11 protein-coding genes are annotated in these 13,119 nt (G+C 42.5%); 5 read left to right on the forward strand and 6 right to left on the reverse strand.

Going from position 1 to position 13,119, the window contains the following annotated elements; all coding sequences use genetic code 11:
* The 3 genes from F3741_06440 to F3741_06450 form a co-directional block, all read left to right on the forward strand.
* A partial coding sequence (locus tag F3741_06440; GenBank protein MZG30434.1) for a glycosyltransferase family 2 protein occupies positions 1-692 on the forward strand: 692 nt, incomplete at its 5' end.
* A gap of 4 nt (positions 693-696) precedes the next feature.
* The gene (locus tag F3741_06445; GenBank protein MZG30435.1) at positions 697-1,095 is read left to right on the forward strand and encodes a DUF2304 domain-containing protein; all 399 of its coding nucleotides are present in this window, start codon (positions 697-699) and stop codon (positions 1,093-1,095) included.
* Between the two features lie 412 nt (positions 1,096-1,507).
* Entirely contained in the window at positions 1,508-2,215 is a 708-nt protein-coding gene (locus F3741_06450; GenBank protein ID MZG30436.1) for a glycosyltransferase family 4 protein, read from the forward strand.
* Between the two features lie 20 nt (positions 2,216-2,235).
* On the opposite strand, the gene F3741_06455 is transcribed toward F3741_06450, so the two are convergent.
* Genes F3741_06455 through F3741_06465 form a run of 3 tightly spaced genes read right to left on the reverse strand, consistent with a single transcriptional unit; the run spans position 2,236 to position 4,657 of the window.
* Positions 2,236-3,120 (reverse strand): NAD-dependent epimerase/dehydratase family protein, encoded by an 885-nt coding sequence (locus F3741_06455; GenBank protein MZG30437.1) that lies wholly within the window; start codon positions 3,118-3,120, stop codon positions 2,236-2,238.
* Positions 3,117-3,839, reverse strand: coding sequence for a class I SAM-dependent methyltransferase (locus F3741_06460; GenBank protein ID MZG30438.1), 723 nt, complete (start codon positions 3,837-3,839; stop codon positions 3,117-3,119). Before F3741_06460 ends, F3741_06455 begins: the two co-directional genes overlap by 4 nt.
* A gap of 17 nt (positions 3,840-3,856) precedes the next feature.
* Positions 3,857-4,657, reverse strand: coding sequence for a glycosyltransferase family 2 protein (locus tag F3741_06465; protein MZG30439.1), 801 nt, complete (start codon positions 4,655-4,657; stop codon positions 3,857-3,859).
* A gap of 121 nt (positions 4,658-4,778) precedes the next feature.
* Between F3741_06465 and F3741_06470 the strand changes: the two genes are divergently transcribed.
* Complete coding sequence (locus F3741_06470) at positions 4,779-6,455, forward strand: hypothetical protein (GenBank protein ID MZG30440.1); 1,677 nt, start codon at positions 4,779-4,781, stop codon at positions 6,453-6,455.
* A 1-nt stretch (position 6,456) separates the two neighbouring features.
* On the opposite strand, the gene F3741_06475 is transcribed toward F3741_06470, so the two are convergent.
* From F3741_06475 to F3741_06485, 3 genes are all read right to left on the reverse strand, one after another.
* Positions 6,457-7,476 carry a hypothetical protein gene (locus F3741_06475; GenBank protein MZG30441.1) on the reverse strand — a complete coding sequence of 340 codons (1,020 nt, stop codon included), beginning with the start codon at positions 7,474-7,476 and terminating at the stop codon, positions 6,457-6,459.
* A 12-nt stretch (positions 7,477-7,488) separates the two neighbouring features.
* On the reverse strand, positions 7,489-8,493 hold the full coding sequence (locus F3741_06480) for a ribonuclease Z (protein MZG30442.1): 1,005 nt from the start codon (positions 8,491-8,493) through the stop codon (positions 7,489-7,491).
* Positions 8,490-9,609 (reverse strand): peptide chain release factor 2 gene (locus F3741_06485; protein ID MZG30443.1). Its coding sequence is split into 2 segments (ribosomal slippage): positions 8,490-9,548 and positions 9,550-9,609, totalling 1,119 coding nucleotides; the frame shifts between segments, so codons are not numbered across the junction. Before F3741_06485 ends, F3741_06480 begins: the two co-directional genes overlap by 4 nt.
* A gap of 346 nt (positions 9,610-9,955) precedes the next feature.
* Between F3741_06485 and F3741_06490 the strand changes: the two genes are divergently transcribed.
* On the forward strand, positions 9,956-13,119 hold a 3,164-nt coding region (locus F3741_06490; protein ID MZG30444.1), incomplete at its 3' end, for a glycosyltransferase.

The following is a 13,119-nucleotide window of genomic DNA, read 5'->3' on the forward strand; positions in this document are numbered from 1 at the left end:
TCATCATCCCAGCCTATAATGAAGAGAAAAATATAGGTGCAGTTCTGGATGGCATCAAGAAGCAATATCCAGGGTTCCCCATATTAGTGATTAACGACGGTTCTTCTGATAATACTGAAAAAGTAGCCCGTGAACATAACGCTGAGGTTATTTCCCTACCCTTTAACTCAGGGTATGGAATAGCATTGCAAACAGGTTTTTTATATGCCGTCAAGAATGATTATTCTATCGTCGTACAAATGGATTCAGATGGCCAGCATGATCCAGCAAACATTAAAGACCTGATAGAAGAAGTTCAAAAAGAAAACTGTGATGTCGTGATCGGTTCCCGGTTTTTAAGTAAAGACTCTTACAAATCATCTCTGCTTCGTTCTGTTGGAATGTTATTATTTGGCAGTATTGCGTCTTTTCTATGCAGACAAAAAGTTACCGATCCCACTTCAGGTTTTCAGGCCCTGAAAGGGAAAGCTATCCATTTCGCAGCCAGCGATAATTACCCTCCGGACTATCCGGATGCAGACTTTATTATTTTGCTGAATCGTTGTGGATTTAAAGTTAAAGAAATTCCGGTAACCATGCATGCAAGTCCTGAAAAAGAGTCCATGCATCATGGACACAAAACAATTTATTATGTTTTCAAAATGTTCCTTTCAATTTTTGTAACCCTGCTAAGAAAATCGACAAAGAGGTAAGCCCATGCCCCCTAGAATTCAGGTAATCTCCATCTTGATATGTATTTTCCTGGTCGCCTATGTATTTGAGCTTGTAAGAAGAAAGCATTTGAGCGAAGAATACTCAATGGGATGGCTGGTCACGGGAACCGTAATGCTGATTCTTTCAATTTCTGAGGATGCCATTCGCTGGGTTTCAGGTCTCGTTGGAGCCACCTTATTCACTTCAACACTGTTTTTTTTCGGGCTTTTATTCCTCATGATCATATGCCTGCATTTTTCTATCCGTATTTCAGCCTTAACTCAGCAAGTGAGGACCCTGACCCAACACGTCGGAATTCTGGATCATGAAAAAAAAGCACTGGAAAAAAGAATCCATCAATCTCCCTGGCAAACTGGAACGTCTAACCTGGAGCAGATTTGAAAATCTTACGCACTATAGAAACTTTTTTTCCTTATATCAGCGGCCCGGCAAACCAAGCTTTTCAATTATCTGAACACCTCGAGGAAAAAGGGATCTCCTCACCAGTTTTAACAACCTATGCAGATGTTTCTCCTGATCTACCTGAAAGGGAAAATATAGGCAGGGTATCTGTACATCGATTTAAATCTCAATTAAAAATAATGCGCTACATCATTAGCGCAGGAATGATTTCACATCTGAAAAGTTTTGACATTTTACACAGCCACAATTATCGGAATTTTCAGACCGACAGCGGTTTTTTTTTGCGCTTTTAAAAAATAAACCATTTGTCTTAAATACTCACGGTTCTCTTCTTGGTTTCAAAAATTACCTCCCTTCTTTTTACCAGAGGCTACCCTACCATGCTTACGACTTGTTAACCCTGAAAAGCTCTGCAAAAAGAGCCCAGGCTATTATTGTTTCCTCAAAGCTGGAATACGAAGATGCCTTGGAGTTTGGAATCTCAAAAAACAAAATTCATGTCATTCCCATGGGTATCGAGGTAGATGACACTGAAAAAAAGGAGAGTGAGGTTCTTCAACTCCTGTTTGTTGGCAGAATAGCACGAGTCCGTCGTCTGGAACTTTTATTGCAGGCTGTCCATCATTTAAATTTCCCCTTCCACCTGATAATCGCAGGAGGAGAGGAAAAGACCAGCAGTGTCACCAAGTCCGGTTACCTGAATGAACTACAGGCCCTCACTCAGAAACTCAACTTGCAAAACAAGGTCACTTTTACAGGAAGAAAATCACAGGAAGAACTTAAAGATTATTACAGGAAGGCAGACATCTTTATTTACCCGTCCAAATACGAAAATTTTGGACAACCTCTCATTGAGGCCGGAGCTCATGGACTGCCTATTATCGCGACACGAGTCGGAGTGGCAAGAGATATTGTCATTGATGGCGAAACCGGTTATTTGACAACTGATGATCCTAAATCAATAAGTGATCGAATTATTTCATTACAGGATAAAAATATCAGACAAGAAATGGGAACTAAAATTAAAAGTCATATCAGGAAGAATTTTGATTGGGAATCTATTATGGATCAATATCTCAGCATTTATAATTCTTTCTAATCATTTCAGTCAACATCTGTCTATTTTCTTACCAAACAATATGCGGCGATACCTTCCTCAAGCTTTCTGGGTGAAAAGGATATCAATGACGAAGCTTTGCTGATATCCCTATCCTTACTGCACAATAACCTGGGAACCTGATCGGGAACCAATACTTTCACTCCCAAACCCGCCAATACTTCCGAACCAAGCCTTACAAATCCCACCGGCAGGCGAAGTTTGGACCTGCTTACGCCAAAACATTTTGAAGTTCGATCCACCAATTCATCAAGGGTCATTTCTTCAGGTCCGGCCAAAAGAATTGTTTCGTTTTCAAGTTTTTCATCGAGAAGTGATTGTTTAATAGCGGACACCAAATCATCAATATATACAGGACTGAACCTGGCCTGCCCTGTACCTAATACAGGCACCAAAGGGTATTTCCTGATCCATTGGATTAAACGGTTGATAGCATCGCCCGACCCCTGCCCATAGACTTCTGAAGGACGTAGAATAAGCCACTGCAACCCTGACTCCCTGACACATTGTTCCGCCTTTAGTTTACTACGCGAATACCCTCCGCCCTCCTCGCATGCGGCACGCGAACTAAGAAAAATTATTTTCTTTACTCCTGCCAGCTTACATGCGTCTAACAGGTTTTGCGTGCCCTCAACATTTATTCTGAAATACTCTGATTCCCGCACACTACGAGTCAACGCGGCCATATGAACTACTGCATCAATACCTTCAACCGCCTTGACCAGCGATTCAGGATTTCTAAGGTCTGCTTTCCTTATTTCACACCCGGTTATATTCACCAGAGAGCGATGAACCATTGCAGTGACATTCACACCAGAACATTTGGACAAGCTTCTGATGAGAGTTGATCCGATTCGGCTTGATGCTCCCGTTAAAAGAATATTCATTGTCCTTTATTCGGGCGTTCTACTTTTTTCCCATAAAAATAAATCATTGATGCAAGGCGATGGGAACTGTTGTATTTATTCAACAAAAGACGATCGATAATTTTGAAGGGCTTCAAAAAAGGGAGCAAGATAAGGTAAACGATCTGGTACAACTTGTCAGAATTAAAAGACAAAAGAATAGACAACCAGCCGTGTAAAGCTTCTACAAGTGTGGCAGTTGGTCCTCCGAGGACCCCGACACGGATCGGGACAAATTCTCTCGTCAGATTTTTAAGTCCCTCCTGGCTCCATCGACTCAAATCTATCGGGGCTTCGTGATAAGGATACATGAAAGGGGCAGTGAGAAATACTTCTCCTTCATACTTTAAAGCTCTGTGAATTTCTAAAATCATTTTTCGGGGATCTTCAACATGCTCTGACAACTGCATACACTGCACAGCATCAACAGAGTTTTCGCGAAAAGGCAAATGATGCACATCTGCACACATAGAAACTCCCTTCATAGGATAATAATCCACATTCAGAAAGTTATCTCCCATTGAGTCTGCGCCCGCACCCAAATTCAACTTAAGAGCTTTGCTTCGATTATTTTCAAGGAATACTTTGTGGGAAGAATAGTCCTCATAAAAATGGTCAACATAATTTGCCAGAAAACGGGTTAACGCTGGGGATTGTTTAATAAACTTTTTTATCGGGAGGATAATGGAATCTTTTTGCAATGCGTCCAACCTCTCTTTTATATTTTGGACATACCGAAAAGACGATACCAGATAAGGTTTATGGAAAATTCCCAAATAGATCTGATTTTAACAAAAGAAGGACGATAGTTTATCTGGTGAAATACGGTAGGAATTTCTCCAATCTTCAGGCTCATTCTTCCAGCCTGGATCATTATTTCCGCATCTATGAACCATCCGTTTGAATTCAAGTTCATTGCATTATAAGCGTCGCGAGTCATAACCTTGGGTTTTGAATTGATATCCCTGCAGTTTAGACCTGGGAATAAAATATTAAAAATAAAATTATAAACCACTGAAATGGTTTTTCTGTAAACTCCATCTCCGCGTTGCATACGATAAGTTTTAACCAGGTCCAAATTTTCATCTTTTAGCTTTCTGTAAACACGAATAACATCTTCAAATGGCATTTGGCCATCACCATCAATCACTGCAATGATTTCTCCTGTAGCAGCCTCAAGACCACTTTTCATATCCCAACCCATCATACCCTTCTTGATTTTGGTCACAGCATGAATTCGGGGATGGTTCTCAGCAATTTCGCTGACAATAGATGGCGTTGGGTCCCCATCATCAGCAAAGTGGTTCCCCACCAAGACTATTTCCCAGTTCGGCTCATGTTCTTCAAGGGATTTGATTAGGGACTCAACAAACTTATGGATATCTTCACCACTACGGTAGGCCAAAACTACTACAGAGATGCATGGGAATGTTTCTTTTTCGGCCATTCGACTAAAGAAATTCTGTTCTTCTGTCGAAGGCGCTTCTAGACATTCTTGTACTTTCCTCATATCCACCATGGCTCCTCAGGGTGAGAGGGGGGTTTGAGATGCAAGCTCATATTGGGAGACATCATGTGATCGCGGATACTGTTCCCAGTAATATATTTTAAATTCTATTACTTATCGAATATAATCACAAATGGCTTTAGCTTTTTCCACCCCCGTACCCACTCTGGCAAACCAGCCCATGAACCTGATTAAATCCCTTAAGTTCAAACATTTCCCCCTGTTTTTCCTGATTATTTATACATGCCCGATGATCTTTATGGGACTTGATGACAGTGTCTTACAAATCGATGAAGGAGCCGACACATTCATCACCACAACCATTCTCAAATTTGGGCTTCCGATGCATTCTGATGGAGTAAATTATTCCATGATGTTTGCAGATGTGTATGACGGGTTGTTTGTCTATCGCCCCTGGGTTTCTTACTACGCACAGGCATTTTCTCTGTCTATTTTTGGGCAAACTACATATGCGGCTCGACTTCCGTTCGCTATATTCGGTCTGCTTTCTGTTATATTTTTCTACCGGTTTTCCCTGAAGTTTACAGGTAGACCATTAATCGCTTTTTTGGCTGCCTTTTTACTGGCTTCGTCCATTCCTGCCTTGATTTATTTTCGCACCGCACGGTACGTTGGCACCCCCATTTTGCTCACTGTTTTGCTATTAAATTTCTATATAGACATATACAAAAAGGAAAAATGGAACCCTTTTCCACTTACAGCAGTTTCCATAATTTTTTTTCATACTATGTATGTGGAGTTCGCAGGGATGATCGCAGGGATATTGATTCATTATTTTATACACATAAGGGAAACACTTCCTGAAAACCGGATCCGGGCCGCCTGGGCAGCTGGAATCACAGGGGTATTCTGCATCCCATGGTTAATTTTTATTTCTCCCATGTTCACGCTTGTCTCACAACATCTGGCTTCCACCAGCACACTCATTGATCCTACATTGCAAGGGTTTCCAAAAAGGCTTTTTGGTTTTCTGTTTCAGGTCAACAATTATATTTTCCCATTTATTTTACTTCCCTTGTTATTTTTTAAACAGATGCGAGGTTACGCCAAACAAATCAGTCTGCTTATAACTTGCAGCATGACCATGCTACTCACAGCACTGCCCCACTCCATGCCTCTCCAGCAATACATAATTTCCAGCTTCCCCTTGCTCTTTCTGCTACTGGCCATTATTTTGGCAAATATACTTCCCAAAAATCCTTTAATGCAAAGCTGTGTGGCAACACTTCTCATCACCACAAATATTCTTCACGTTGGGCCGCTCTTGCCATTAAAGTCACTTGTTAAAAATAATTCAGAATGGTTTCAGAGCAGCCCGTATCTGGAAAATGCCTATGCCAGCTTCATACGAGAGGTCAATTTCAAATCTGTGTATTTCGATTATTTATACGAAATCAGCCATGTTTACCAAGGACCTCTTGATGCAGTGGTAAGGTTTTTAAAAACACACGGGAACCCCGGTGACACCTGTTATATAGATAGTGAATTCGAGTCAGTGGCTTTTTACACAGGAATGAGAATGATCCAGAACGAAGAACTCAATACTCTTCAACCACCTGGCTGGATCGTGCTAAGAGGAAAAGATAGACCTTTCCAGGAATCAGGAGATATAGATTCCGCATCAAGAAAAGTCAAAGAAGTTCTTCTGGCTAACAACTATAGCAGGATGGAGTTGGATGCTCCAGCCATATGGGTCAACAACACCTACGACATTCAAATACACGAGTTCCGCTCACCTTCATCCCGCGAAAAAGTTGTCATTTACAAAAAGGTCAAATCGAAAACTTGATTCATTCACCTGCTTGTTTGCGGAACAATAAGCAGTCAATACCAATTAATGCGTAAGGAATTACAATGGGGAACAAACTATGCAGCATGCGACCCGCATTTGAACTTAGAACAGTGAAACCAAATGCTATGGGAATTGTCCATAATAAAAAACGCGGGATCTGATAATGAGTTTCTATCTTACTAAATTCAAGCCATGCGCCCCAAAAAGCGATCAACCAGAATACGGTGAAAGGTGAAAAGAGATCATGCCAACCTGTTAAAGTGAAATAACTTTGAGACAGGTTATCCAGTCCTGAAAAAAAATGATTAGCGACGGTTGTCAGGAGCGTATTTTCTGAACTTCCCACATTTGGCAAATCAGCCGAGATCATGCTCCTCATCCAAAATAGGACGACAAAAGATACTGACAATGAAAGAAGGATTAATTTTCGATTCATTTCCTTCACGAAGAATGGAAGAAACAAAAAAGGCATCGTAGTCTCTTTGGTAAGAATTAAAACTGGCGCCAACAAGCTGAACAACACTGATCTTTGGGTCAAACACAAATAGACGATAACAATGATTGCGAGATAATATAACGAATCCACCATCGGACCACCTGTCGAGAGAATTGTAATCCGGCTGCCCAAAAATACAAACACTCCCAGCAAAGCCATCTCAGGCTTAAACTTCAACTCAAGAAGAAAGAAGTACAAACACAAACCTGCCAAACTGGTTATCACGTAATTAACCAGATAAAAACTGAGCGCATCAATAGCAGGCAATTTCTCAACCGGCACCAGGGGTTGAATTATATCTCTAACAACGTCTGCAAGAAAAGGAATGATGATACGGTATCTATGAATTGTGGCAACGCCAGCTTCTCCATTTGACATAGCAAGGTAACTTGCCGAGTCACTCAACCCTTTAGGGTCGGTCCAGTCAAAATGCAGAAACTGCTGGAAACTAACGCCATAGTTAAAACCTAGAATGATGAAAATTACCAGGAGAATTTGGGCGTTTTTTTCAGTACTTTTCATTATTTGCTTCTCTTATCCTTGAAAAGCTTCTTGAGCCTCATTGTAAAACTGTTCCCGGCAACCTTTATGACGGGATGAAAAATGGAAGACCTGTAGTTGTTTGACGCCCGCCTCACGTGCCAGAAACCCAGCTTGACGGGATGTGAGATGGCAACGCTGCCTCCCCCGTTCTTCCTCATCGGCTAGAAAGGGTGATTCACAAAAGAAAATATCTGCGGAATCCACCAATTCGACTATTTTCTTTTTATTACGGTCGTTAAATACTGTATCCACCACATAGCCGATTTTTTGTCCCGGGAAAACCTCTATCAAATCGTTCTTGAGCTGACCCAATGGAATATTTTCTGTGCGGGCACACTCTTTTCCTTTAAACGGAACCTCAATCAGCGAGGTTTCCGGATCACCTCGCAAAACACTTTCCTTTAAATTATTCAGCCAGGGGCCTGGCTCGGCATTCATGGACTCCAAAACTTCTTTATCAATATTAGCGTGGGGCTTCTCCTGCAACGCAAAGCCGAGGCAGGGCACCCTATGTTCCAGAATTGCCGTGCGTACCATAAAGGCAGGATCATCCACAATCAACCCGTCGACAAAGGGTTCTTTTTTTTCTTCACAAAGTTTAAACCGTTCAATCGCCCTGAAGGTGGCTTTCAACAGTTCAGTTTTACATACTTCAACAACTTCGATGGTGAGTGATTCATCATACTGCTCAACCAGATTCCAGGTGAAACCTGCCAGTTTGCCCGCAACATTTTGAATGATATTTTCTGGCCCAAAAATTGTTAAAGTTTGCTCACGACCAAATAGTGTCCTCAACATCCTATCGAAACCAATAAAATGATCAATATGGGTGTGGCTGACAAAAACATGGGAAACCTTGAGAAGGTCAGCATTTGACACGGCAGATAAATCACCCAGGTCAAACAACAAAGCACGCTTCTGCAAAAGAAAACGCACCAGAAGTCCAGGGTCCCCATACGGATCATTGATCAAAGATGGCTGGAACGCCGATTTCATTCCTTTCCCTCCTCTGGTCCAGTCTTATCAAAGCGCAAAAATGCCTGGATAAAAGGTTGCAGTTCACCATCCAGCACCGCATCCACATTTCCCGCCTCGACACCCGTCCTCAAATCTTTAACCAACTGGTAAGGATGAAGAACGTAAGAGCGAATCTGGCTGCCCCACTCTATTTTCTTTTTTTGCTTTTCCATTTCCTTTTTTTCTTCACCCATTTTTTCCTGTTCCAATTCATAAAGTCGAGCTTTTAGAACTTTTAGTGCTGAAGCCTTGTTTTTATGCTGTGATCTTTCATTTTGGCACTGAACAACAATACCTGAAGGCTCATGGGTCAGCCGAACCGCCGAGTCAGTTGTATTCACCCCTTGTCCTCCAGGTCCTGAAGCACGATAAACATCTATCTTTAAATCCTCTTCTTTCACTTCGATATCAATATCATCATCGATCTCGGGATAAACAAAAACCGATGCGAAAGAAGTATGGCGCCTTTTATTGGAATCGTAAGGAGATATACGCACCAAACGATGAACCCCAACCTCTCCTTTTAAATAACCAAATGCGTAATCCCCGGAAAATAACACCGTCGAACTTTTTATTCCTGCCTCATCTCCATACTGGGTATCAAGCACTTCTGTTTTATAACCGTTGCGATCTCCCCATCGTAGATACATGCGCAATAACATTTCTGCCCAGTCTTGAGATTCGGTACCGCCGGCACCTGAGTTAATAGCCATGATAGCGTTATTAAAGTCTGTTTTTTCAGATAGCATGGCCTTCAATTCGGCCTGGCTCAATTGCTCTGCCAAATTAGCTAAAGAAGACTGTATTTCTTCATCCATGGAAGCGTCTTCTTCCTCGGCAGAAAGCTCAAGCATTGCACCCAGGTCTTCTTTTTCATTTTCAAGATTTTTCCAGATTTCTATCGTGCGCAGCAGGCCAGACCTTTTTTGCAGAACTTTTTGGGCGGACTCATTATCATCCCAAAATCCCGGGCGGGCAGTTTCTTCGTCTAAGGACTTTACAGACTTCTCCTTATCATCAACGTCAAAGTAACCTCCGGAGAAGTTCAACTCGTTGTTCTATATCTTTAAAAGCTTTTGTGAAATCTTCTTGCATTTAAACCTCCTTTATTCATTGACGTTGCAGGTATTCTCCTCAATCTCGCACTGAAAATCAAGCTGACCTGATGCATGCCCAGGCAACAGGAATTGAAGGTTGATCCCCAAGCCCCCATTATCTATACTCATAAGGCCTGGCCTACTCATATATGGCCTCCAGTCTGTGCTAAAGAAACCTTGAAATTTATCCGATTAATAAAAGACCGGCTAGGTCTGTCCTCTGACTAGAGGCAGGTTGCTACAGCAAATAAAAAAAACTGCAAAATTTAGAAAACGAGTTTCCCGCGGAAACAATCCGCTCACAACTGTATTTTCTAATATTTTGGGTAAAATTCCCTTTCATCATGGATTTGCAGACCCTGACATTTTTAATCATAGTTTCTTTATCCGCGATTTTATTTCGCAGACCCTTTCGGGATTTTCCCATAGACGATGACTTCGCCATTTACACTTACCGGGCGAGATTCGCACGCCTGGGGTTTCAATGGAAAAAAGATCTCCAGCTCATCGGCATCCCCATGTGGAAAATGCTGTTGTTCGACAAGGTTTTTGGCTCCACCGAAGGAGGCGTCCAGCGCATACGCCATTGTCAAACAGCCTTTCACATTGCCAGTTCACTGGCTATTTACGCAGCCTTGTGGAGTTTAACCCATAACCATTGGGCCAGTTTCACAGGAGCATTGCTCTATTCCTTTTATGGCACATCTCCAGACCTGACTGCAGGCTCTTTCAATTTTGAACAGTTTTACATCCCTTTTATTTTTGCCGGGCTGGCTTTCCTGCAAGCTGGGCCTGAGTGGGTAATTATCGCGGGGATTTGTTTTGGTTTCGCAACCATTGGCAAGTGCACCACCTCCCTTTTCGCGGGAGTTCTAGCTCCTTTAGTCTGGTATGAGTTTGGTGGGCTTTCCGCTTTACAGTTTGCAGTGGCTTGTGGAGGGGTGATGGCAGGCTCCAACCTGATTGAATGGAAGATGGGGTTTTGGGATAACCCCTCGCGGAAACAATTGAAAACCAGAATGGCCACAACTCTGAGACTGACTCGAACCAAAAGAATGCATTTTAGCGTTTTGTTTGAAGTTGGAAAACTATTCAAACAGGCTCTACCTATTTGGCTGGGTCTCATCCCTTTGACAATCTACTGCATCCAAAATCAAAATATCTGGTTGAGTGTTTTTAGCCTGACCCTGATAAGCATGATAGTTTTTCAGCGGGCATTTTCCAGATACCATTACCTTCCCATGTTTGGTCTGCTTTCACTGGGCTGTGGTCTGGGAATAAATTTCATGGTGACTCTGGCACCATCCACGACAGCAATAATCCTTTCAGGTTTCGCCGTATTTCTGATCTGGAATTTAAAATCCCTGGCTTTTTATTATCTCCGTCCGACCGCACCTGAAACCCTGATCCATTACGAAAAATTTGATCAATACCTTTATCTCCCCAGATTAGGGAAAATGCTTAAACGTCTTATGAGAATGCGAGGTGAAAGCAATGAGAGAATTTTTGTCTGGGGGACTTTTTCTCAGCTTTACCACCTGACCGGTTCACCCGCTTCAGACAACTACCTGCATTACACTATCGGCCCGTGGGACACACCCGATCTGGAAGGTTTTTACGATAGCTTTATAGGCGGGCTCATAAAACACAAACCCAAATACCTGGTCAAAAGCTATACGGATTTGGATATTGCACGTCTTGAAGAATTAACCGGTCTGCGTTACAAACTTTTAAAGGTTGTGCTTGCTAGATTCCCTGTTTACCGCCTTGATTCTGTAAAACCTTGTCCGGACAACCCTTTGGAACTAGGTTGGCAAGAGAAAATGAGGCAATTGGAGTCCCTCACCCAGTCAAACTGGCATGCCCCGGGTTTTGACCGTTCCGACCAGGAACAAGGAAAGCTGGCCACAGTACTCAAGGAATGCAAAAAACTCGTCAAGCTGAATCCATATGATGCGGAAGGTTATGACTATATGGGAGAAGCCTATGTTGCCATGGGCAACACCGAATTGGCTGAAAAGGCATTTGAACAAGTGCTCAAATATGCTCCAAACTGGTCCAATACCCGGCTTAAACTTTGCAACCAAAAACTCAAACTGGAAAAACATGATGAAGCGGTAACCCTTCTTGAGGAAGAAATAAAACGCTTTGGACATAGCTTGAACGACACATTTTTGGACGATACATTAAAAGATGCTTTTTTAAAGGGGTTGCTTCACAAGCGCAACAACAATTACGCCACAGCACTAAAAGAGTTTGAAAACATCAGGAAAAAGGAACCTGACCGACATGATTGCTGGCAGTTTTCTGTTGAATGCCTGCAAAACCTCAGGGACCAGGATGGCCTTAAAGATCTGTACGCGGAAGCCTGGGATGCTGCCGACAAAAATGGACGCGAATGGCTGCAGACTCTGATCGTTAGAAACCTGGCAAAACTGGATTCCAGCCAATTAACTGAACACAAAACTCTGGAACTCTATCTGCAAAAAGATCCGGAAAACTGCATTATGAACTATGCGTTGGCTTCATCGCTGTTAGAATCTGGTGACCAGGTTGAATCCTATAAATTATTTGAAGATATCGCGACATCGAGCAAAAATTACTCCCATATCAGAGCCAACGCCTGGTACAGAATGGCATTAATGGTTTCTCCCGATAAGCAATACCCATTGTTACAACAATGTCTTAAATATCAGTCCTCACATCAGGGGGCCAACAAATTACTGAAAAACATTGACCAAAAGGCCAAAGATATGCAACAGACTGTTCAGAAGTTAGGAGAAAACACCGAAAAGGTGGAGATAAAAAATGATCCCAGGAAAGGTTTGCCCTTGAAAGTCAGTATTGTGGTACCAAATTGGAATGGAATGCGTTTCGTTGGCATGTGCCTTGATTCTCTTGCCAGGCTGGATTTTGATGGACATGAAGTCATTGTGGTCGATAACGGTTCGACCGATGGTTCCCGGGAAATGATTGAGGAAAAATATCCCTGGGTGAGATTGCTGAAAATGCCCGATAATATGGGGTTTGCCATAGCCTGCAATGAAGGGATCAAAGCCTCCAACGCAGAATATATTGTATTGCTGAACAACGATATCGAAGTAACCCGCGACTGGCTGAAAGAGCTTTATGAAGGCATGGAGCGGCATCCAGAATGCGGAATGGGCACCACTAAAATGATGTTTCTCGACAACCGCGATGTTTTTTACAACACCGGTGACCTGTTTCACAGCTGGTCGGCAGGAGGCGGCAGGGGGCAGGGAGAAAAAGATACCGGGCAATACGAAAAAGAAGAATACGTTTTTGGAGCCTGTGCGGGAGCGGGAATATACCGGCGTGAATTTTTCAAACAGGTAGGCCTTTTCGATGAAGATTTTTTTATCTTCGCGGAAGATGTCGACATCAATATGCGCGGGCAGTTAAAAGGGCTCAAAGCCGTTTACCTGCCGAAAGCAAAGGTCTATCACATTGGCACCGCCACGGTAGGCTTGTACAGTGACCGCTATGT

The sequence above is a fragment of the Nitrospinota bacterium genome (assembly GCA_009873635.1).
Lineage (GTDB): Bacteria > Nitrospinota > Nitrospinia > Nitrospinales > VA-1 > LS-NOB.

What these genes read in the sequence shown, in the direction of transcription:
- F3741_06445 (MZG30435.1), top strand. Translation starts at nt 697, where the DNA reads ATGCCCCCTAGAATTCAGGTAATCTCCATCTTGATATGTATTTTCCTG.
- F3741_06455 (MZG30437.1), bottom strand. Translation starts at nt 3,120, where the DNA reads ATGAATATTCTTTTAACGGGAGCATCAAGCCGAATCGGATCAACTCTC.
- F3741_06465 (MZG30439.1), bottom strand. Translation starts at nt 4,657, where the DNA reads ATGGTGGATATGAGGAAAGTACAAGAATGTCTAGAAGCGCCTTCGACA.
- F3741_06470 (MZG30440.1), top strand. Translation starts at nt 4,779, where the DNA reads ATGGCTTTAGCTTTTTCCACCCCCGTACCCACTCTGGCAAACCAGCCC.
- F3741_06475 (MZG30441.1), bottom strand. Translation starts at nt 7,476, where the DNA reads ATGAAAAGTACTGAAAAAAACGCCCAAATTCTCCTGGTAATTTTCATC.
- F3741_06480 (MZG30442.1), bottom strand. Translation starts at nt 8,493, where the DNA reads ATGAAATCGGCGTTCCAGCCATCTTTGATCAATGATCCGTATGGGGAC.